Below are 21,355 nucleotides of genomic sequence, written 5' to 3' on the forward strand. Positions count from 1 at the left end.
CTTATTCAAACTGGTTAAATATAGAAGTTCGACATTATAACGAGAATTTACCAAGTTCTTATAGCCTTTCTAAAAAATCTTTCGCTTTTGTAAAACTACGAGTTCGATGTAGATCGGGAATTGACGCTAAGAAATACTGCCCATACGCTTTATTAACCAGCCTCTCATCAAATATTGTGATAAGCCCTGAATCATTTTCATGGCGGATTAATCGGCCAACACCTTGCTTTAGCTTTTGAATTGCAGTTGGAAGGATATTGTTCGAGAATGAATCGCCACCTTGCTGTGAAATATATTCACTCTTTGATTCTACAAAAAAGTCGTCAGGGGATGGAAACGGTAGCTTATCGAAAATGATATTACTGAGTTGATTGCCTTTGATGTCGATACCTTCCCAAAAACTGTAGGTACCGACCAAAACAGCATCGCCTAATATGCGATATTTTTTCAGCAATGCTTGTCTACCAGTTTGACCTTGTACTAACACGGGGTAATGGAGGCTTCTGGTTAATGCAGCACCGATAGTACGTACGGCTTTATGGCTAGTGCATAAGATAAAAGATTTTCCTTCATTAGCCTTGATCAGCTTTTCACAAAGTTTATGAAATGCATGCAGCCGTGTTTCTTCATCTTGTGACAATATCACTCTTGGAATATACAGCATTGCTTGTCGTTGATAATCAAACGGACTATCAATGACATAGCTGTTGGCTTTGTGTAGTCCCAATGGTTTAGTAAAATAATTAAGTTTGCCATTGATGGATAGCGTTGCAGAGGTAAAAATCGTTGCGGTTTTGTCATTGATATACTTTGCTAATTCGTGTTTTACGTCATGCAAAATGGTATCAAATTCAAAGCGCCCATTTTCGAACCTCAAATATTGAACAAATCGAACGTCGGACGTCGTAGCTAATGATTCTACCTTCTCTTTAAGTTCATTAAATTCAACTATGTAAGCATCAAATTGTTGATTACGCCCAACCAGAACATTTCCGTGATTGATGATATCAGTGCAGGCATTGATCATGTCCCAAAAGCAACTTGCGCTATCTCGTTGAGACAGCAAATGATTCATGGTCAATTTTGAAATATTGTGATGGCTTAACCACTGTTTAAAATAATCTAAAGCAACGTAGAGCGACTCAATTGCTTTCAAAAAAGGCGGACTGTCGCCAATTTCTGCTTTAAACAACTTAACGATCTGTTCAATACTTCTGCGTATTAAGCTTTCTGAAATTACAGAACCACCTAATTGCCCAAGCACATCAGCTAAAGAATGCGCTTCATCAAATACCAGAACATCAGCGTCAATTTTGTATTCATCATCGCCTTCTCTCGCCAGAAAATTCTCATTAAAAACAAGATGGTGGTTGATGACTAATATGTCTGACTCGCTTGCTCTGAGTTTTGCTTTACGACTGTAACATTGTGCATAAAAGTCGCATTTTTTACCTGTGCAATCGCCTTGCCTTGTTCTAACCAAATTCAAACTGGGTGAAGACTCATTTACACCATTTATGTGGTTTAAGTCGCCGTCTTTAGTAATTTCTGCCCATTGCTGAACTTTCAGTAAATCACTAAGTACGGACTCAGAAAGAGTGCTTGCCGTGTTCAATTCACTTTCTAAATTGCGGATGCATAGGTAATTACTCAGCCCTTTTAAAATAGCAATCCGTGCAGCTGGATGGGTTAAGCTGACAATGAACGGCACATCTTTATCAAATAACTGTTGTTGAAGGTTTTTTGTTGCAGTTGAAATGATGACTTTTTGCTTCTTTATTAGTGCTGGCGCTAAGTAAGCAAAGCTTTTTCCGATACCTGTACCCGCCTCTACCACAACAGTACTATTTGCCTTTATGGTTTCAGCAACCGCTAAAGCCATTTGCTGTTGTCCCTCGCGGAACCGATACTGTTTTAATGATTTATCTAACCGACCACCCTCTATAAAAAAGTGTTCGACTTGATTGATATATCGGTTAGACAAGCGATATTCCTGCACGTGTAATATTTTCTTAAACAAATTATTGCATAATGCAAAAGCTGAACGAAACATAAATATTTTTTCAAAGCTATTGCATTTAATAAAGAAAATGGCTAGTTTTAAAAAACACGCTAAAAAGCACATTTTTTAGACACAAAATTTATAACAAATTATAGACAGAGATATTACTCATGAATTTATTATCGAAGGCAACTAAACAACATCATCATCACCATATGAGATAGCCTTCGGTTGATCTCCGCCGAAGGACATTTTCCTTCCGGTGGACTGATAGAAGTTTTAACTAAAGCCCCTGAAGGAATTCAGGGGCTTTTTAGTTTCTGATTTAATCCGTTACCAAAAGCTATCTAGGCTTAAAAAACAGTAAATTGAATTTTTATTAGGACACCAAACCAATGACAAGATTAAGAATTGCACTTCAAAAATCAGGCCGACTAGCTACTGAGTCACTAAAACTGCTTAAAACATGCGGTATTCGTTTAAATATTAATGAGCAGCGATTAATTGCACATTCCGATAATCTTCCAATAGATATCTTGCGAGTTCGTGACGATGACATTCCGGGTTTGGTCATGGATGGCGTTGTGGATTTAGGCATTGTTGGCGAAAATGTGCTGGTTGAAGAACAGTATGAGCGTGAATTCGTCAATAAATCTGCAAGTTATGAAAAGATACGAGTCCTCGACTTCGGTCAATGCCGCTTATCATTGGCTGTGACATCAGAGTTTGACTACCAAGGCATTGAGTCATTAAATCAACTCCGCATTGCAACGTCCTACCCTAACCTGTTACGCAAATTTATGACGGGCAAAGGCTATGAATTTGAAGATTGTAAGCTTAAAGGATCCGTTGAAGTAGCACCGAGAGCTGGACTTGCAGATGCAATATGCGATTTAGTCTCAACAGGAGCAACATTAGAAGCCAACGGCCTCATCGAAAAAGACGTTATCTTTCGTTCAAAAGCCTGCGTAATACAATCATCCAGCAATATTGACCAAACCAAGCAAGAATTAATCGATAAAATCATGTCTCGTATCAATGGCGTAATACAAGCGAAAGAGAGCAAATACATTATGCTCCATGCGCCAAAAGATAACTTACAAAACATTATCGACCTACTTCCTGGAGCCGAAAACCCAACCATAATGTCTTTGACTAATAGAGAAGATATGGTTGCGGTTCACGCAGTTAGCAGTGAAGATATTTTTTGGGACACCATGGAAGAATTAAAGCAACTTGGTGCCAGCTCAATTCTTATCCTACCAATTGAAAAGATGATGGGGTAAGTGATGGAACAAGTCGTTTGGTCTCAACTCAGTGCAGAACAAAAAAGCACTGTACTTCAACGTTCTAAACTTGTGAATGATGAGACACTAAAAACCAATGTAGATAACATCATTCAACAAGTGAGAAGTAATGGTGATTCAACATTATTTGAATTAACCAAAAAGTACGATGGTGTAGACATTACTGGGCTCAAGGTTGATACATCAGTAATTGCGACGGCTGCAGAGCAACTCTCTCAAGAATTGAAGCAAGCGATTGACGTTGCTTTTAAAAATATCAACACATTTCACCGTGCGCAGTTGTCCCAAACTGAGGTAATTGAGACAAGCCCAGGCATAAGGTGTGAGCTAAGAACTGAAGCCATTCAATCGGTAGGACTCTATATACCAGGTGGAACCGCCCCTCTCATTTCAACTACTTTAATGCTGGCTATCCCTGCCATGATTGCTGGATGTGAACGTAAAGTGTTAGTTTCACCTCCGCCAATCAATCCTGCAATTTTATACATTGCTGATTTATGTGGTGTTGATGAGATCTACCAAGTTGGCGGTGCTCAAGCTGTTGCTGCACTGGCTTATGGCACAGAGTCAATTAAACCTGTTGATAAAATCTTCGGCCCGGGTAATCGTTTTGTGACGCAGGCAAAAAATCACATCGCAGCCGATAATTCGACGACTTGCACGATTGATATGCCTGCGGGGCCATCTGAAGTTTTGGTTATTGCAGACGACCAAGCTAATCCAAGTTTTATTGCTTCAGACCTTTTATCACAAGCCGAACATGGAGTTGACTCTCAGGTAATTCTTGTTACCACATCAGATCGTTTAGCGACTGAAGTTGAAGATGAAATTACCCAATACCTGACGCAACTTTCTCGAAATGAAACGGCTATTGAAGCACTGAAAAATAGCAGAACGATCATTGTCGACTCGCTGAAACAAGCTGTTGAGGTGTCAAATAATTATGCGCCGGAACATTTGATCATCCAAACCGAAAATGCACAGCAACTGGTGAGCGATATTCGCTGTGCAGGTTCAGTATTTGTTAGTGCGTATTCTCCAGAGTCCGTTGGTGACTATGCCAGTGGCACTAATCACGTATTGCCGACGTACGGTTACTCAAAATCAGTTTCGAGCTTGTCTTTAGCTGATTTCCAACGACGCTTCACCGTACAAACACTGAGCAAGGACGGTTTTATGAATCTCAGTGATACCGTTATTGCGCTTGCCACTGAAGAACAACTGGATGCACACGCTCTAGCGATAGAAGTTCGTAAGCAAGCGATTCTAAAGGAGAGAGCATAATGCCAATGGAAAGTTCAATAGAATCGCTGTTAAGGGAAGATTTGTCTGATCTGAAACCTTATCAAAGTGCACGCAGAATTGGTGGTAAGGGAAAAATCTTTATCAATGCGAATGAATCACCATTTACCAATGTTGACCTTGGTGCTGTGAACTTCGACACGATTAATCGTTATCCAGAGCAACAACCAGAGCGATTGATTGAAGTCTATGCTAACTATGCAGGTGTTGATGCTGAAAACGTTATTTGCACTCGTGGCGCTGATGAAGCAATAGAGTTACTAATTAGAACATTCTGCAATGTAGGCAAAGACAGCATAAGCTATTTTGCGCCTAGTTACGGTATGTATCAGATATCAGCAACAACTTGTGGGGTCAGTACTGTTCAAGTTCCGTTTAATGATGATTACACGCTGCCTTCTGACTGGTGTAATGCAGAGAAAAGCAAGCTAACTTTCATTTGCAATCCAAATAACCCTACAGGAACCATTATTACACCCTATGACATTAGGGCTGTGCTTGACAGAACACCTTATGGCTTAGTTGTTGTTGATGAAGCGTACATCGATTTTTCAATTGAAAATACGGTAACAGACTTAGTTAAAGATTATCCGAATCTGGTGGTATTGCGGACGTTATCGAAAGCTTTTGCTTTAGCAGGCTTGAGGTGTGGCTTTTTAATCGCATCACCACAAGTCACGCAACAAGTATTGAAGGTGTTGGCACCATATCCTGTTTCTGTTCCTGTAGAACAAATTGCGACGCAAGCATTGTCTTCAATGGGTATCGCACTCATGCAGCAACAAAGGCAGCTTATCGAACAAAATAAACAACTGTTATTAGATGCGCTAAAAGGTATAGCAAAAAAGATTTTACCTAGTGCCAGCAATTTTGTTTATGCCGAATTTGATGATGCAGGTGCCGTTTGGAATGAGTTAGTTAACCAAGAAATTATTGCTCGCCGATATGTCGTTGAAAAACTAAAAAATGGAATACGATTTACGATAGGTTCCACAACAGAAAACTCCGCTCTCATCAGTTTATTTAACAATATAAAACAACGTAAGGATGAACAGTAATGCCTCAATATTTACCTACATCAAAAACAAAAATACTGTTCATCGATCGTGACGGAACATTGGTTAAAGAACCTGAGATAGATAAGCAGTTGGATAGCATTTCAAAATTAGAGTTTGAACCTGATGTTATCCCTGCACTTGTTGAATTACAAAGTTATGGCTATCAATTGGTGATGGTAAGCAATCAAGATGGGCTTGGTACGGATTCGTTTCCTCAAGCCGATTTTGATGCCCCGCATAATTTGATGATGAATATATTTGAAAGCCAAAGTATCGATTTTAAAGATGTTCTTATATGCCCTCATTTTGACGAGGATAATTGCAGCTGCCGTAAACCTAAACTTGGCCTAGTTAAACATTTATTGACTAAGGGTTGCATCGATTTTGAAACGTCTGCAGTTATTGGTGATCGGGTGACTGATGTTGAACTTGCAAATGCTATGGGAATTAAGGCCATCAAGTACGACCGAGAAAGCATGAATTGGTGTGAAATCGTAAAACTCTTAACTACAACTAACCGTAAAGCTAGAGTTGAACGCAATACGAGCGAAACACAAATAAGCGTAGCTATCGATTTAGATTCTACAAATAAAAGCACAATACAAACTGGGATTGGCTTCTACGACCACATGCTTGATCAGATTGCGACCCACGGTGGTTTTGAACTTAATCTAATGGTTAATGGCGATCTCCATATCGATGACCACCACAGTGTTGAAGATACCGCAATTAGCCTCGGTCAAGCGCTACGTAAAGCACTTGGGAATAAAAGAGGAATCAATCGTTTTGGCTTTTCTCTGCCAATGGATGAATCACGTGGTGAATGCCTGATTGATTTATCAGGTCGTGCTTATTGTAAGTACCAGGCTGAACTCGGCCGCGAAAAAGTGGGAGAAATGGCTACTGAAATGGTACCTCATTTCTTCCGCTCCTTTGCAGACGGACTGGCTTGCACCCTTCATATTAGTGCTGAAGGTGAGAATGAACATCATGTTGTTGAGGCATTATTTAAATCATTGGGTCGTGCGTTAAGACAAGCAATCAAAGTTGAAGGTACAGAGTTGCCGTCTAGTAAGGGAACCTTGTGACTATGACAAACAAACGCATGGAGAATGCTACGGTTATTATTGATACCGGCGTATGCAATCTAACGTCAGTGTATCAAGCGCTTATTCGAGTTACTGACAATGTCATCGTTGCCAGTGACGCAGAAACCATTAGTAACAGTGCACGAGTGTTATTACCTGGTGTGGGTGCTGCCCCAGCTGGAATGAAATCCTTAAACGATCTTGATTTTATCAACGTGATACAAAACCTTCAGCAACCCGTTTTAGGCATTTGTTTGGGCATGCAGCTGTTAGCAAGATCATCAACTGAAGGTGGCGTTGTTACAGATTGTTTGAACGTGATTCCAACAGACATTATTGAATTAGAGTGTCATGAACTATCACTCCCTCACATGGGTTGGAATAAACTGATTGATTTTGAACAACATCAAATTTTTGCAGGGCTGGATGCTAAGAGCTTTGCCTATTTTGTTCATAGCTTTTGTGCGCCAGTCAGTAAATTTACCATTGCTACTTGTGATTATGGACAGCATTTCAGCGCAGGAATTGCTCACAATAATTTTATTGGACTGCAATTTCACCCAGAAAAAAGCAGTTCTATTGGTTCCAAAATACTCTCTAACTTCTGTGCAATGAGGTAAAAAATGATAATTCCAGCAGTCGATCTCATTGATGGCAAAGTCGTAAGGTTATTTCAGGGTGATTATGCTCAACAAACCGATTTTGATGTTGAGCCACTTACACAACTTCTTAGCTACCAACAACAAGGTGCAAAGTGGCTCCATATTGTCGATTTGACGGGTGCAAAATCCCCCGATAAACGACAACTGACACTAATAAAACATTTAGCCTCTGAGCTTAACGCCTCCGTTCAAGTGGGTGGCGGAATACGAACTAAACAACAAGTCAAAGAACTCCTTGATGCAGGTGTATCTCGTGTGGTTATTGGATCATTAGCGGTTAAGCAGCCACAACTTGTGTCTGAATGGTTTAAAGAGTTTGGCAATGAACATATCTGTTTAGCATTAGACATCAACATTGACAAAAATGGAAATAAAGTGGTGGCGGTTTCTGGTTGGCAGCAAGCGTCAGAATACACTATTGAACAACTGATTCATCAATATCAAATTGTTGGTCTAAAACACGCTTTGGTGACGGACATCAGTTGTGACGGTACGTTATCAGGCTCAAATGTTAACTTGTATCAAGAACTCCACCAGCAATTTCCTGACATTCATTGGCAAGCCTCTGGCGGAATTGGAAACCTTTCAGATGTATCAGCAGTTAAACAAAGCGGTGCGAACAGTTTGATCATCGGTAAGGCGCTTTTGATCAATGAGTTTACTGTCGAGGAGGCGATTTCATGTTGGCAAAACGCATAATACCTTGCTTAGACGTTAGAGACGGAAAAGTGGTTAAAGGTGTTCAATTTAAAAACCACGAAATCGTCGGTGAAATCGTTGATCTTGCAAAATTTTACTCTGACGAAGGTGCCGATGAATTAGTATTTTATGACATTACGGCCAGTGCTCACGGTTATGGTGTCGATAAAGATTGGATCAAAAGCATTGCCGAACAAATAGATATTCCGTTTTGTGTAGCTGGTGGCATTAAATCTATCGATCAAGCCCGTGACGTATTAAAGCATGGAGCAGACAAAGTGTCGGTTAACTCCCCTGCACTTTCTGATCCTAGCCTCATCCAACGATTACAGGATGAGTTTGGAAAACAATGCATTGTTGTTGGTGTCGACTCGTACTTTGATGCTGATACAAACAACTACAAGGTTAAACAATTTACTGGGGATGAGATCACATCGTCGTTCACCCAGTGGAATACATTAGATTGGGTAGAAGAAGTACAACAGCTTGGCTGTGGCGAAATTGTGCTAAATGCGATTAATCAAGATGGCGTTAGAAACGGCTATGATTTAAAACAACTTACTAAAGTGAGAGATGTTTGTAACGTACCATTAATCGCCTCAGGCGGAGCTGGCTCGATTCAGCACTTTATTGATGTATTTAAAGACGTAAACGTAGACGGAGCGCTCGCAGCTAGTGTATTTCACAAGCGTGTTATTTCGATTGAGCAGCTCAAAAACGAATTAGATTTTAATGATATTTGTATAAGGCCATAAGATGAAAAAGTTAAATGATGAACAAATATGCAGCATTGATTGGCACAAGTTAAACGGTTTAGTTCCAGCCATTGTTCAAGACTTCCACTCTGGCCAAGTTTTAATGCTTGGTTATATGAATGAACAAGCCATTATTAAGACTCAAGTTGAAGAAAAGGTAACATTCTATAGTCGTAGTAAAAATCGACTTTGGACTAAAGGCGAGTCGTCTGAAAATTACCTTCATTTAAAGTCCATAGCAGTTGATTGCGATAATGATGCACTGTTAATCCAAGCTGTTCCCGATGGCCCAACGTGCCACTTAAACACAACAAGTTGTTGGGATGAAAAAGAGGTAGACCCTTTTCTACTCAATTTAATAAAGCTGATTGAAAAAAGAAAGCAAAAAGGTCCATCGTCAAGTTATACCCGCTCCCTTTTTGAGTCAGGTACTAAACGAATTGCGCAAAAGGTTGGAGAAGAAGGTGTCGAAACGGCTTTAGCTGCTGCAACTGAAGATAAACAAGAATTAATCAACGAAGCTTCTGACCTATTATTTCATTTGCTAGTATTGCTCGAAGATCAGGAGTTGTCATTTAAACAAGTCATTAACCGTTTAGATGAAAGGCATAATTAGAATATTTTTATTATCTGGAGGAATTAATGCTGTCTCTTAAGGATTTGCCTATGCCACCTGCGAGTGGCCTGCTTGGACATGTTAGCCTCCTTAATAAACCTGATATTCACAAAAAGCTTGTAAGTTGGTCTAAAAACTATGGTGATCTCTACAGAATAAAACTCGGTCTTAACGATGCACTAGTTGTGTGCGACCGCGCTAGTATTCAAGACATTCTAAAAAAGAGGCCAACTATTTTCAGGCGTTCTAGTTTGATTGAAGATAGATTCGAAGAAGCTGGGATTAATGGCGTGTTTTCTTCTGAAGGAGATAACTGGGTTCAAAACCGACAACTTTCAGAAGCCATTTTTGTTCCTAACCATATACAAAATTTTACGCCAATTTTAATGAAAATCACTCAGCGTCTTCATAAGCGTTTTTTGCACCTCGCTTCTACTGACTCTGACGTGGATTTATTGAAAGAATTTAAACGATATACCGTCGATATAACAACAAACCTAGCATTTGGAGAAGATTTAAATACGTTAAACTTATCAGAGAGTAAGCTTGAACAGAGTTTAGAGTTGATTTTCCCGATGATAAACCAAAGATGCCTTTCTCCCATACCATTGTGGCGTTATATGAAGATGCCCGCAGATAGACGATTCGATTCAGCAATTAATTACATTAAAGAACAAGTTCAAAAATTCATTCAGCATCAAAAAGGGCTTCTTATTCAGAACCCGTCATTGAGCCAACTACCACAAAACATGTTGCAAATGATGCTGATAGCACAACAAAAAAATCAAGATCTTACCGATGAGATGATCATTGCGAATGCTGTTACCATGTTACTCGCAGGTGAAGACACTACAGCAAATACCCTTACGTGGATGGTCCATCAAATTTCGGATAGGCCACTGGTTAAACAAAAAATTCTGAATGAGTTAACTGAAATTGATTTTAAAACCACGCCTGAAATTCTAAAGCAACGATTTACATACGTTACAGCAATTGCACTTGAAGCCATGAGACAAAAACCTGTAGCACCGCTGCTATATATTGAGACAAAAAAGAATACCGTCGTGCAAGATGTCACCGTAAAAGCAGGTACGCTTCTCATATTAGCGCTAAACGCATGTTCAAATGATAAAAATACTTTTGAACGACCTTTTGAATTTGAACCTGAACGATGGCTTGGGAGCCATTCAAACTCAACCAATGAAATTTTGCCATTTGGTGGAGGAAGTAGAATGTGTCCCGGACGTTCGTTAGCGATGACAGAAATTAAACTCGCATTCTCTACCTTAATGAAAGACTTTGATGTAATCCCTCTTCAATCAAGTGCCTCAGTCGAAGAACATTTTGCATTTACACTCTCACCAAAAACATTCATGTGTAAAATTGTTTTTAATCACTAGAGCATATTGAGGTAGAAATAGTTGAATTACGGATATTGATTGTCTAATCAGGATAATTCAACTCACATTAAGAATACGGAAGCTCTGGTAAGGTTAGTTAATCCATTCGGACTCCCAATCTTTAAACACTGGAGTTAATCCTTTGCTTTTAATTGCAGCTACAACTTCATAGACACTTCGTTCATCACCTATTTCAAATTGGTTCAGTTCTTCATTAGGATGCAAATAGCCTCCTGGTTCCGTTGAGCTACCTGCACTTGTTTGAGTAATTCCTAAAGAAATAATATTGTCCCGGAAATCAGGTGTCTCACGTGTAGACAAACTGATGTCTAATTGAGGATTGAACAACCTAAATGCACTGATTAACTGAACAAGACCAATATCCGTTAATTCAACTTTCGGGTTAACGCCGCCAACACAAGGGCGCAACCTAGGCAAAGAAACACTATATCGACTTCGCCAGTATTTATGTTCTAGATAATATAAATGGTGACCCATTAACAGTGCATCAAGACGCCAATCATCGAGTCCTAATAAAACACCTAAACCAATTTTATCTACATGAGCTCTGCCAAGACGATCCGGCGTTTCTAGCCGATATTGGAAGTCGGACTTATGCCCTCGAGTATGATGTTGGCGATAGGTTTCAGGATGATAAGTTTCTTGATAAACCATCACCGCATCCATTCCCTGTTTTGATAGATCCTTATATTCATCCTCTTTCAAGGGTTGAACTTCAAATGCGATATAACTGAAATATTGCTTTATGATTGGAATAATTTCATTGAAGTAATTAATACCAACTTTTGTTTCATGCTCACCAGAGACAATCAAAATAGAATCGTAACCCTGCGCTTTAATGATTTCACATTCTTGACGAATTTCATCATGAGATAAAATTTTTCTTTTAATTTTATTACTCATGGTAAAACCACAATAGTCGCATTCATTAGCACATAAATTTGATACATACATTGGTAAGTACATGCCAATATTAGAACCAAACCTTTTGCGTGTATTGCTAACAGAAGCTTGAGCCATCTGTTCAATATATGGTTCTGCTGCAGGCGACAATAAAGCTAAGAGATTATCAAGGTTTCGTTCTGGCTGATTAAGCGCCCTTTCGACATCTTTATCCGTTGCCGAATAAATTTTCAATGACAATTTATCCCGAGGGATATTTTTAAACACATCAGTAAAAGTATTCATAAGGCTTAAAGAGAAGTTGAGTTTAAAAAGCCAGTGAGAGGACTGGTGTTATTTGCAGTGCTAGAAATTGTACCTAACCCTGCGACATATGCATCACGTCCCGCTTTAACGGCTGCTTTAAAGCATTTAGCCATTGTCACAGGATCACGACTACTCGCTATGGCTGTATTAACGAGTACTGCATCCGCACCAAGTTCCATAGCTCTTGCTGCATGTGAAGGCGCACCTATCCCTGCATCTACGACAACAGGCACTTGAGCTTGTTCAATGATGATTTTAAGGAAGTCATCAGTCACTAAGCCTTGATTACTGCCAATTGGTGACCCTAAAGGCATGACCGCTGCACAGCCAACCTCTTGTAAACGACAACACAACACAGGATCCGCATGAACATACGGCATAACCACATATCCTTGTTGGCAGAGTTCTTTTGCAGCTTCAAGCGTTTCAATTGGATCAGGCATTAAATAACGTTGATCAGGATGAATCTCTAATTTTATCCAATTCGTACCAAATAACTCTCTAGACAGTCCTGCTGCAAAGATGGCTTCTTTAGCATTCCGTGCACCTGAGGTATTAGGCAATATTTTTATACCTGAATGTCGTAACGGCTCCAATAGATCATCTGTACCACTTTTAATATCAATTCTTTTCATGGCAATAGTAGCCATTTCAGAACCTGATTGAACCAATGACTCTAGCATTAACTTGCTTGAACTGAATTTACCTGTGCCTGTAAACAATCTAGATTCAAACTCATCATTCGAAATTTTTAACACCTTAACCTCCAGCTACTGCTTTGAATACTTCGATTTGATCATGTTCCTGACATGTAATGTCAGTCCATTTTGAGCGAGGAAGTATTCGTTCATTTACAACGACAGCAATAGCATTCACATTTTTAATTTTCGCTACGTCTAACACCAGAAATGCTTGAATAGTAAGATTTGACTCTATTGAGATATCTTCGCCATTAAACTTAATGTTAATCATGCGACGTTCTCCTTGATTGTGTGTTGACCCGTGGTAGCACAAACCGAGCAGCTGGGGTCCTGCTCCAGCAAAGCAGTCCGCCACTGGAAAGTCTCTCCATCGAATAACCACAGTTTTCCGAAAACTTGTTTTTCACCGAGCATGACTTTTAAACCGGTTAAGGCCTGCATTGATGCCAACGTACCAACCATGGGGCCTAAAATCCCAACACTTCTGCAACTATCATTAATTTCAACTTGCTCTGGGTACAAGCAGTTATAGCAGCCAGACTCTAATGGATAATAAGCAAACAATTGACCATTGAAGTTAGCTGCCGCAGCACTGATAAGAGGGAGTGAATTATTAACACAAAACCGATTGATATGATGCCTGCTTTCAAAGTTATCACAGCAATCAAACACAACTGTTTGATTCACAAAATCCAGCTGTAATGCATCAGTAAACATTTCAGCTCTTACATTTATGTGGATGTTCGAATATTGCTGCTGCAGTTTAATAAAGGCCACTGTAGCTTTATTTTTTCCAATATCGTTTTCTGAAAATAGAAGCTGTCTTGGTAAATTGCTACTTTCAACTTTATCTCCGTCCACCAGCACGATCTCACCAACACCCGCCGCTGCAAGGTAATGAGCGACAAGCGTACCTAAGCCACCAATACCTATGATTATCGCTTGGCTTGTTTTCAAGTTTATTTGACCTTGTTCGCCAACACTCGGTAATAGTATTTGCCGTGAATAACGCATGAATTCTTTATCGCTAATATTCATACTGCTTCCTGCCTTGACGATTTCTCCCACAGACGGGTTAGCTCTGTAAATGCGCGTTGTGGTTTGTCAGCTTGGGTTACTGCTCTTACTACAGCAACACCATGCACACCCGTTTTTTTGATGATATGAAAGCGCTCTGCATTGATTCCACCGATCGCAATTAAAGGGATGTGACAGGATAGTATGCTCACTTGCCTTTCAACTTTACTTATACCTTGTGGAAGAGAAGGCATATCTTTTGTGGGTGTTGGATAGATATGACCAATGGCGATATAAGAAGGCTTTAATTGATGAGCAAGTAACGCTTCAAAAACACCATGACTCGATAATCCCAACGCTAAGCCAGATGACTTGATTAAATTCAGGTCAGCGCGATATACGTCCTCTTGTCCTAAGTGAATTCCGAATGCTTTAAGTTTTATAGCAAGTTGCCAATGATCATTAACGAAAACTTGCGCTTTATGCTTGTTACCAAGCTCAACAGCCTTTGCTATTTGTTGTTCCAGCCAATCCAATCCATTCTTTTCAACAAGCTTTTCTTTGATTCTGAGCTGAATGGTTTTACATCCGACTGATAATAGTGATGCAATCATATCTACACTATCTACAACAGGGTAAACGCCAATATCCCCATCGATAGCTTTAAAAGGCTTCATTTTATCGTCGATATGTACTTTTGAAGCTTCACATCGAATAACTGGAAACTGTGAAAAGTCAGTTGGCCAACCTGTTTTCGCTATCGGTCCAGCGCCCTCTCCAATTTGATAACTGCACTCGATACCTTTTTGTACATATGCCTTAGCTTGCAATACAGCATCTTGAAGTGGATAACCATGTGCAAGGAACGCCGCAATCGCAGAGGAAAGCGAACAGCCTGTGCCGTGGGTGTTATTAGACTCAACTCTATTGTTAATAAAATGAATGATCTCATTTTGGTGCACTTCACTACAATGATTCACATTACGACAAATAAGAATGTCTTCCGCTTGCGAATCGCTATTTGGTATATCGCCCCCTTTCGCTAATACACTGCAATCAAGTTGTTCTGCCAAATAGCGAGCTCTATCGACTACCGACGCATTATTGAGATGCGATGTTAGCTGATGCAATTCAGAATAATTTGGTGTTAATAGGGTTATCACCCCCTTCAATGGGCTAAAATCAATACGTGTATTGTCGCTTAAGTTGTCACCGCAAGAAGCAACTAAAACAGGGTCAAGTATTAAGTGAACGTGGCGGTTAACCTCTTTAATATTTTTTAACCAATAACTAAGTAATTCGATTTGCTGTTGATCTACTAACAAACCAATTTTAATTGCTTTTGGTGATAAATCCGTAGCTAGCGTATCTAACTGTTGCCTTAGCATGCTTTGAGTAACAGGCTCAACCAAATCAACGGCAACACTACTTTGTGCAGTAACCCCTGTAATGACAGTACAAGCATGACAAGACAAGTCATTTATTGTTTGTAAATCAGCTTGTATTCCTGCTCCACCACCAGAGTCTGAAGCAGCAATGCTCCAGACAATCGGGCGATTAGAACAAGTACTAAGCTCTAAATCTTCAGGCATATCAAGCGCTCTCTTTCTTAGCGTCATCAACTACATGATAGATTTCTGAGCCTGTAGCTTTGAATTCGTTTGATTTTTGTGTCATTCCTTCGTTAATCTCTTTCGATAGCTTTTCATAATCCGTATGACTATTAATTTCTATGCCTTTAGCTTCTAATACAGCGGCATAATCACGGACATCCTGAGTAATCTTCATCGAACAGAATTTTGGACCGCACATTGAGCAGAAGTGTGCGACTTTGGCTGACTCCTGAGGCAAGCTGTCATCATGATATTCACGAGAGGTATAAGGATCTAAACCTAGATTAAACTGATCTTCCCATCTGAATTCAAAACGAGCTTTTGAAAGTGCATTATCACGAATTTGTGCGGCTGGATGACCTTTTGCAACATCAGCAGCGTGAGCCGCAATCTTATAAGCTATTAAACCTTGTTTTACATCTTCTTTATTTGGTAAACCTAAGTGTTCTTTAGGTGTCACATAACAAAGCATTGCGACACCAAACCAGCCAATCATTGCTGCACCAATACCAGATGTGAAATGGTCATAACCCGGTGCGATATCGGTTGTCTGTGGGCCTAATGTGTAGAATGGAGCCTCATCACAGATCTCAAGTTGCTTTTCTACGTTCTCTTTGATCATATGCATTGGAATATGACCGGGACCTTCAATCATGACTTGAACATCGTACTCCCACGCAACTTTAGTGAGCTCTCCGAGTGTTTCTAGTTCTGCAAATTGTGCTTCATCATTAGCGTCAGCAATTGAGCCGGGGCGCATACCGTCACCCAGAGATAGTGCTACGTCGTATTGTGCACAAATTTCACAAATTTCTTTGAAGTGCGTATATAAAAAGCTTTCTTTATGATGACTCAAACACCACTTCGCCATTATCGAACCACCCCGAGACACGATGCCCGTCACTCGCTTGGCTGTCATTGGAACATAACGAAGTAATACACCAGCGTGAATGGTGAAGTAATCGACACCTTGTTCTGCCTGTTCAATTAACGTGTCACGATACATTTCCCACGTTAAGTCTTCAGCTACACCGTTTACTTTTTCTAAAGCTTGATAGATAGGAACGGTTCCGATTGGTACGGGTGAGTTTCTGATCAGCCATTCACGAGTTTCATGGATATATCGACCTGTAGACAAATCCATTACGTTGTCAGCCCCCCAGCGAATAGACCAAACCAGTTTTTCAACTTCTTCTTCAATCGAAGAAGTAACAGCAGAGTTTCCGATATTAGCGTTAACTTTCACTAAAAAGTTACGCCCAATGATCATCGGCTCTGATTCTGGATGATTGATATTGTTAGGAATGATTGCACGGCCTCGTGCCACTTCTTCACGGACGAATTCTGGAGTAATTGCTTCACCAATTCTGGCACCGAAACTATTTCCTGGAGTACGTTTTGCAATTTCTGAATTCGCAAATTCGGCTCTCGCCATATTTTCACGAATTGAAATGTATTCCATCTCTGGAGTCACAATACCCTGTCTTGCATAATAGAGTTGAGTTACTCGTTTACCAGCTTTAGCTCTTCTAGGTTTTGGTAAAGCTTCAAAACGTAAATGATCTAAACCATCATCAATCAGTCTTTGTTGTGTGAAGTTTGAGCTCACATTATCAAGTTCTTCGGTATCCTCTCTTTCTAAAATCCAATTACGACGGTGTTTTGGCAGACCATCTCTCACATTAATTTCTGAATGTGGATCGGAATAAGGGCCTGTACAGTCATAAACATTTATTGGTGGGTTTGGTTCAGTAATAGGCTCATCTGCAGACCCTCCAAGGATGGTATCTGTTTGTGCAATTTTCCGCATACCAACCTGAATATCTTTTCGGCTTCCTTCAACGTACGTCTTTTCTGAGTTTGGAAACTGCTCTGGTTTCAAATGATAAATAAATTCACTTGCTTGATCACGGCGCTCTCTGCGAGTGATTTTTTTAGAATTACTGTTTTCAAAATGGCCTTCACTATGAAGGCTTTCGTTCCGTGTATTGGTGTGCATAAGCAATCTCACAATCTATTAAATTAAGAAGTTGCTTGTCTGACGCCCAGTGAGGATGATTAACTGAATGGGTAAAAGCTGGCATTAGTCCTTCTTCCGTCACAGAAGAATAGATCAATTTTATAGGTATTGAGATTCCAGATTTCACTTTTGTTTCCTTCGCAGGTCTTAACCCGACAGGTTCAACGGATCCCGTGTTAACGATCTCAGCCTAATGGCACTCCGACAAGTAAAAAACTTCACAGTAGTTGTGAAGCCTTTTTAGTATAGACATATTGAATTTTTTGACACAAGCCAAATTTAACGTACAAAGCAAGAAAACTTGATGACGTTCATAGAATTGAAAGCTAAATACTTATTTTCGGCTAGCTTTTGACCAGTCGTACATATTGTATATGTGCAATGAAGGGTCGTGCTTGTGTGGAGTACGGAGTAGTGATCTGAATGTTTGGTCAAAATCCGGTAAAATATTGGTCCTTATCCAAGCTTTAAACGCTGAATTAAATTTTACATCGGTGTAACAATTACAGCCTTTTTCTACTTCATTTTTCCATTTATGTGCTTTGATCGCTTTACGCAATTCACCCGTTTTGTCAGTGATATAACAAAAAGTCAGTGCAAGTGAATACAACTCACCAATTCGCACTAAATCGTAAGCACCTGTTTCTCTTCCCTCTTTCAACTTTAAAGTAAAATAGTTTGGGCATCCGCATTCGTTGTGCACATACTCACTATCAGGATGAATGGCATCAACCGTATCGATTAATTTAACAGGGGCTTCAAGGGAAGACACGACGAGGTTACCTGGGTGAATATCTCTCATGAGAACACCTTGAAAATATAGCTCCATCAAGTCCTTACATAGTCCTTCACATTGATGTAATTCAATGACTTTCCCTTGATGAATAATATCTCTCCTAACTTCCAGTCCTGAATGTTTCGCTAACGTTATACCCTCATTGATAATGATACTAGGTACAATATGAGCATAACGACTGACAGCACGAGCTGTTTTATGTGACGAAGTGATTCTATGAGTAGAAAAAGAGCCTTTATCTCTGCGTCTTTGAAGTTCAATAAAATGACCATCATTATTCGAAATATAGGAACTACCACCGCCTTTGGGTTTATCATCAGCACTGTATGCAACACACTCTGTAGTAAACCATTCTTTTCGTCTTCTCAATGGTGCAAATTGATGTTGAGGATCGAAATACCATGTATGACCGAATTCATCTTTGAGAGTTTGAAGCCCGAACTTATTTGAAATCAAAGTTCTTGTTATAGGTGGCGCTTCAGGTACATCACCAAAAAGCGTTTCATAAAAACTAGTAAAATTTTCGCATTCATCAAACAGAGTCTGAAAAGCACTGAGGATTTCCTTGCTATTTCCTTCAAACGGCGCACTGATTGAACCAAAAAAGCGAGAGACTGAATTAGGCCTTTTATTAGAACCGTTACAGCACACTGTATATTTATCCAGCACTCCGGTAGAAAGTGTCAATTTGCATACGTCACCCTTGGTACTTGTTAACTTTTGCCTATTCTCAACAATGTATGCATACCAACTTTCGACATCTGAATGATTAGAAACAGCCATAGCTCTGCCATATCAGCAATATGCATTTAGTCTATCCATTAAGAGGTTTATAATTGAATATTTTAATAAAAATTAATGAGAGGTTAATTCATTATTTAGCTTAGTTAAGCCATAAATAATATCGACTGGGAAGAGAACCTGTCCAGCGCTTAAAAGCACGCCTAAAATTACTGATATCTTGTTCGTTCAACTCCTTCGCTGTTTTGCTTGGATCGTGAACAGCCAACAGAATCAGAGACTTAATTAAGTTCACTTCATCCTGTAATTGACCAAAGCTAGTGTCATACTCATTTAGTCTGCGCTTTAACGTCGCCACACTCATACCTAAATTATTGGCCAGTTGTGGTAATTTTAGCGTTTCATTAAATAAGTAACTTCTCACCTTGCGCGGTAACCCAATCTGTTTCGAACCGCCCTGCACCTTTTGGATAGCTGAATTTTTTGCAAGCTTATAGTCGAACTCATCATTGCTGCGCCACTGAGATGTAATTGCGCAAGTAGAAACACACATTATCGGGGCATCAAATATGACATTCGAATTTAAATACTTTAGATATTGCGATGTATTTGTAGGTTTAGGAAAAGGGAAGGAAAATTTAATATCAATATTTTTGAAAAGAAAACCCAAAGAAGAAGCAAAAACTTCTAGGATGAATCTATTGGTACTTTCAAAAGAAAAGTCCATTGTTATCAAAAGATGTTTCTCATCGCTTATATTGAAGTTAATTAATTGAATCCAAGGTTGTGATAGGCGTAAATAACGGTAAAAATTTGAATACTTTGCATTCAAACAATTTGCTTTATTAAGCAAGTTTGAGTGCGTGTCAGCTAAATCTGCATATAACATCTGTCCCAATAAGAACGCTAAATCATTGCCTTTCCATTGACAGTTAGCATTATCAAACAAGCGTTTAAGTTGATGCGGGGACAACGTAAAGTCCAAACGTTGTATGTCCTTGATAAAAATCCCTGTGCCCGTTAAAAGTATCTTAGTACTCAACTTACGCTGGCAAAACAAACTCACTATTAATGTCACTATTCGCCTGCAATATAAGCCTTTATCATTTAAACAAATAAAGGTCATATTAAATAGCCTCGTTAGTAGCTAACTTAACCTCTGAATCTGATCTAAGCCTTTGGCTCAGTTCTATCAATAAGGCTTCAGAAATCGAAGTTTCTTCAGAATGAAAACCACTCACAAACATATTTACTTCGGTTGGCAGCAGATAACTGAATTTACAATTGATGTCTGTTTGATTTATTGATTGTGCGATACTACGTGCTAGAGACTCAACAAGCTGATCATTCCCATCGTTAACCAATACGACAAAACAGTCGCCAGCAAATCGACAAACTAAATCACATCCCCTCAACTGATAGCACAAAATATTGGCAACTTTTTTAAGACATTTGTCGGCTTTTCTAAACCCAAAGCGACTGTTGTATTCACTAAAGTTCTCAATATCAAACGATACTAGCCCATAGCTTTTCTTACTTTTATTGAGACGTGTTAAGTGTGTTTCAAAACCTCTTGTGTCATTCAGCAGAGTCAATGGATCGGTTAAATGGTGCTGCCTGATATATTGTTCTCTTGTTTGTAATTGACGATTGACTACCTTTTGTTCATTTCGCCAGTGCCATAACCCATAGGTGAGAAAAGCTAAGCCTAATGGCATGGGTATCTTTTCAATCAAATTGGTAAAAATGGTAGAGCTGGTTCTTATAAAGATTTCATCCAATACGTCAAGGAAACAACCAAACGCATACACGCTTAAGCCAATCACTAGCATATTAGTAACAAAACCTTTTGGTCTTGCCGAGCGAATAACAAATATCCAGCTGGTCGCTAAGGCAAAGAGACAAAACTCGCCGATAATATCGATAAAATCGATGTCGTTCGTATATTTCAAAGGTAAATGCAATAGCATTATTGATAAAGGGACAAGCGTTATCACCAACAGGCTGATAATTAAGTAAGGAGTTGAGTTTTTAAATTTCATTGTTCTATTTCTAATACCAAACATCAATGACTGTAAAATAATGCATTTTTATTAAGCTTTTGTGACTAGGTCATTTGATATCAATAGGTCAAATTAGCTCAATAAATCGATATTTAATTTTCAAATATCACCAAAAACCTCTGTTTATTAGGTGTTTTAAGCACTAGCGCTGATTCAAATCAGTTCATCATCTAAAAATACTAGCGTGTATCTGCGTGAATAAACATCAATTAAATGTTTTCGTCACAAATCTGACATTTATCTCTCTTAATGTTTGCCCTGACTTTTGACCCCACAGGAAAAATA

Annotated in this window: 19 protein-coding genes and 1 riboswitch; of the genes, 9 read left to right on the plus strand and 10 right to left on the minus strand. The window is 39.3% G+C overall.

Features of this window, described 5'->3' with window-relative positions:
- Nucleotides 1-58: 58 nt before the first annotated feature.
- Nucleotides 59-1,984, minus strand: a complete 1,926-nt coding sequence (locus AC1EU2_RS08670; protein WP_480297824.1) for an ATP-dependent DNA helicase — start codon at nt 1,982-1,984, stop codon at nt 59-61.
- Between the two features lie 413 nt (nt 1,985-2,397).
- Here AC1EU2_RS08670 and hisG point away from each other — a divergent pair, with 413 nt between their 5' ends.
- The 9 genes from hisG to AC1EU2_RS08715 are packed head-to-tail and all read left to right on the plus strand — an operon-like array spanning nt 2,398 to nt 10,889.
- Nucleotides 2,398-3,288, plus strand: a complete 891-nt coding sequence (gene hisG, locus AC1EU2_RS08675) for an ATP phosphoribosyltransferase (protein WP_480297826.1) — start codon at nt 2,398-2,400, stop codon at nt 3,286-3,288.
- A gap of 3 nt (nt 3,289-3,291) precedes the next feature.
- On the plus strand, nt 3,292-4,593 hold the full coding sequence (gene hisD / locus AC1EU2_RS08680) for a histidinol dehydrogenase (RefSeq protein WP_480297827.1): 1,302 nt from the start codon (nt 3,292-3,294) through the stop codon (nt 4,591-4,593).
- Nucleotides 4,593-5,669, plus strand: a complete 1,077-nt coding sequence (hisC, locus tag AC1EU2_RS08685) for a histidinol-phosphate transaminase (RefSeq protein WP_480297828.1) — start codon at nt 4,593-4,595, stop codon at nt 5,667-5,669. Before hisD ends, hisC begins: the two co-directional genes overlap by 1 nt.
- Nucleotides 5,669-6,757, plus strand: a complete 1,089-nt coding sequence (gene hisB, locus AC1EU2_RS08690; protein WP_480297830.1) for a bifunctional histidinol-phosphatase/imidazoleglycerol-phosphate dehydratase HisB — start codon at nt 5,669-5,671, stop codon at nt 6,755-6,757. Before hisC ends, hisB begins: the two co-directional genes overlap by 1 nt.
- A 2-nt stretch (nt 6,758-6,759) precedes the next feature.
- Entirely contained in the window at nt 6,760-7,377 is a 618-nt protein-coding gene (gene hisH / locus AC1EU2_RS08695; protein ID WP_480297832.1) for an imidazole glycerol phosphate synthase subunit HisH, read from the plus strand.
- Between the two features lie 3 nt (nt 7,378-7,380).
- Nucleotides 7,381-8,118 (plus strand): 1-(5-phosphoribosyl)-5-[(5-phosphoribosylamino)methylideneamino]imidazole-4-carboxamide isomerase, encoded by a 738-nt coding sequence (gene hisA / locus AC1EU2_RS08700; RefSeq protein ID WP_480297833.1) that lies wholly within the window; start codon nt 7,381-7,383, stop codon nt 8,116-8,118.
- Nucleotides 8,100-8,873 (plus strand): imidazole glycerol phosphate synthase subunit HisF, encoded by a 774-nt coding sequence (gene hisF, locus AC1EU2_RS08705; protein ID WP_480297835.1) that lies wholly within the window; start codon nt 8,100-8,102, stop codon nt 8,871-8,873. Before hisA ends, hisF begins: the two co-directional genes overlap by 19 nt.
- Before the next feature lies 1 nt (nt 8,874).
- Nucleotides 8,875-9,489 carry a bifunctional phosphoribosyl-AMP cyclohydrolase/phosphoribosyl-ATP diphosphatase HisIE gene (gene hisIE / locus AC1EU2_RS08710; RefSeq protein WP_480297836.1) on the plus strand — a complete coding sequence of 205 codons (615 nt, stop codon included), beginning with the start codon at nt 8,875-8,877 and terminating at the stop codon, nt 9,487-9,489.
- A 26-nt stretch (nt 9,490-9,515) separates the two neighbouring features.
- Nucleotides 9,516-10,889, plus strand: a complete 1,374-nt coding sequence (locus tag AC1EU2_RS08715; protein ID WP_480297838.1) for a cytochrome P450 — start codon at nt 9,516-9,518, stop codon at nt 10,887-10,889.
- A gap of 93 nt (nt 10,890-10,982) precedes the next feature.
- On the opposite strand, the gene thiH is transcribed toward AC1EU2_RS08715, so the two are convergent.
- From thiH to AC1EU2_RS08760, 9 genes are all read right to left on the minus strand, one after another.
- Entirely contained in the window at nt 10,983-12,098 is a 1,116-nt protein-coding gene (gene thiH / locus AC1EU2_RS08720; protein WP_480297840.1) for a 2-iminoacetate synthase ThiH, read from the minus strand.
- Between the two features lie 5 nt (nt 12,099-12,103).
- Nucleotides 12,104-12,877, minus strand: a complete 774-nt coding sequence (locus tag AC1EU2_RS08725) for a thiazole synthase (RefSeq protein WP_480297841.1) — start codon at nt 12,875-12,877, stop codon at nt 12,104-12,106.
- A 1-nt stretch (nt 12,878) separates the two neighbouring features.
- Nucleotides 12,879-13,091: a sulfur carrier protein ThiS gene (gene thiS / locus AC1EU2_RS08730; RefSeq protein WP_480297843.1), complete on the minus strand. Its 213-nt coding sequence runs from the start codon at nt 13,089-13,091 to the stop codon at nt 12,879-12,881.
- A complete protein-coding gene (locus tag AC1EU2_RS08735; RefSeq protein WP_480297844.1) occupies nt 13,088-13,858 on the minus strand; it encodes a HesA/MoeB/ThiF family protein in 771 nt (256 codons plus the stop codon). Before AC1EU2_RS08735 ends, thiS begins: the two co-directional genes overlap by 4 nt.
- Nucleotides 13,855-15,456 (minus strand): bifunctional hydroxymethylpyrimidine kinase/phosphomethylpyrimidine kinase, encoded by a 1,602-nt coding sequence (locus AC1EU2_RS08740; protein WP_480297845.1) that lies wholly within the window; start codon nt 15,454-15,456, stop codon nt 13,855-13,857. The genes AC1EU2_RS08735 and AC1EU2_RS08740 overlap by 4 nt, the downstream gene beginning before the upstream one ends.
- Nucleotides 15,431-17,449 carry a phosphomethylpyrimidine synthase ThiC gene (gene thiC / locus AC1EU2_RS08745; RefSeq protein ID WP_480297847.1) on the minus strand — a complete coding sequence of 673 codons (2,019 nt, stop codon included), beginning with the start codon at nt 17,447-17,449 and terminating at the stop codon, nt 15,431-15,433. The genes AC1EU2_RS08740 and thiC overlap by 26 nt, the downstream gene beginning before the upstream one ends.
- A 137-nt stretch (nt 17,450-17,586) precedes the next feature.
- Nucleotides 17,587-17,684, minus strand: a riboswitch (TPP riboswitch).
- A 120-nt stretch (nt 17,685-17,804) separates the two neighbouring features.
- Nucleotides 17,805-19,049, minus strand: a complete 1,245-nt coding sequence (locus tag AC1EU2_RS08750) for a hypothetical protein (protein ID WP_480297848.1) — start codon at nt 19,047-19,049, stop codon at nt 17,805-17,807.
- 100 nt (nt 19,050-19,149) lie between these two features.
- Nucleotides 19,150-19,992, minus strand: a complete 843-nt coding sequence (locus AC1EU2_RS08755) for a helix-turn-helix domain-containing protein (protein WP_480297849.1) — start codon at nt 19,990-19,992, stop codon at nt 19,150-19,152.
- Nucleotides 19,993-20,134: 142 nt separating this feature from the next.
- The gene (locus AC1EU2_RS08760) at nt 20,135-21,049 is read right to left on the minus strand and encodes a GGDEF domain-containing protein (RefSeq protein ID WP_480297850.1); all 915 of its coding nucleotides are present in this window, start codon (nt 21,047-21,049) and stop codon (nt 20,135-20,137) included.
- Between the last annotated feature and the right edge of the window lie 306 nt (nt 21,050-21,355).

The sequence above is a fragment of the Parashewanella sp. 2304DJ23-3 genome, assembly GCF_056591695.1.

Coding starts and splice junctions, on each gene's coding strand:
- thiS (WP_480297843.1), bottom strand. CDS start 13,091: ATGATTAACATTAAGTTTAATGGCGAAGATATCTCAATAGAGTCAAAT.
- thiH (WP_480297840.1), bottom strand. CDS start 12,098: ATGAATACTTTTACTGATGTGTTTAAAAATATCCCTCGGGATAAATTG.
- hisF (WP_480297835.1), top strand. CDS start 8,100: ATGTTGGCAAAACGCATAATACCTTGCTTAGACGTTAGAGACGGAAAA.
- hisA (WP_480297833.1), top strand. CDS start 7,381: ATGATAATTCCAGCAGTCGATCTCATTGATGGCAAAGTCGTAAGGTTA.
- AC1EU2_RS08740 (WP_480297845.1), bottom strand. CDS start 15,456: ATGACGCTAAGAAAGAGAGCGCTTGATATGCCTGAAGATTTAGAGCTT.
- hisH (WP_480297832.1), top strand. CDS start 6,760: ATGACAAACAAACGCATGGAGAATGCTACGGTTATTATTGATACCGGC.
- AC1EU2_RS08750 (WP_480297848.1), bottom strand. CDS start 19,049: ATGGCTGTTTCTAATCATTCAGATGTCGAAAGTTGGTATGCATACATT.
- AC1EU2_RS08735 (WP_480297844.1), bottom strand. CDS start 13,858: ATGAATATTAGCGATAAAGAATTCATGCGTTATTCACGGCAAATACTA.
- hisD (WP_480297827.1), top strand. CDS start 3,292: ATGGAACAAGTCGTTTGGTCTCAACTCAGTGCAGAACAAAAAAGCACT.
- AC1EU2_RS08760 (WP_480297850.1), bottom strand. CDS start 21,049: ATGAAATTTAAAAACTCAACTCCTTACTTAATTATCAGCCTGTTGGTG.
- hisC (WP_480297828.1), top strand. CDS start 4,593: ATGCCAATGGAAAGTTCAATAGAATCGCTGTTAAGGGAAGATTTGTCT.
- hisB (WP_480297830.1), top strand. CDS start 5,669: ATGCCTCAATATTTACCTACATCAAAAACAAAAATACTGTTCATCGAT.
- AC1EU2_RS08715 (WP_480297838.1), top strand. CDS start 9,516: ATGCTGTCTCTTAAGGATTTGCCTATGCCACCTGCGAGTGGCCTGCTT.
- thiC (WP_480297847.1), bottom strand. CDS start 17,449: ATGCACACCAATACACGGAACGAAAGCCTTCATAGTGAAGGCCATTTT.
- hisG (WP_480297826.1), top strand. CDS start 2,398: ATGACAAGATTAAGAATTGCACTTCAAAAATCAGGCCGACTAGCTACT.
- hisIE (WP_480297836.1), top strand. CDS start 8,875: ATGAAAAAGTTAAATGATGAACAAATATGCAGCATTGATTGGCACAAG.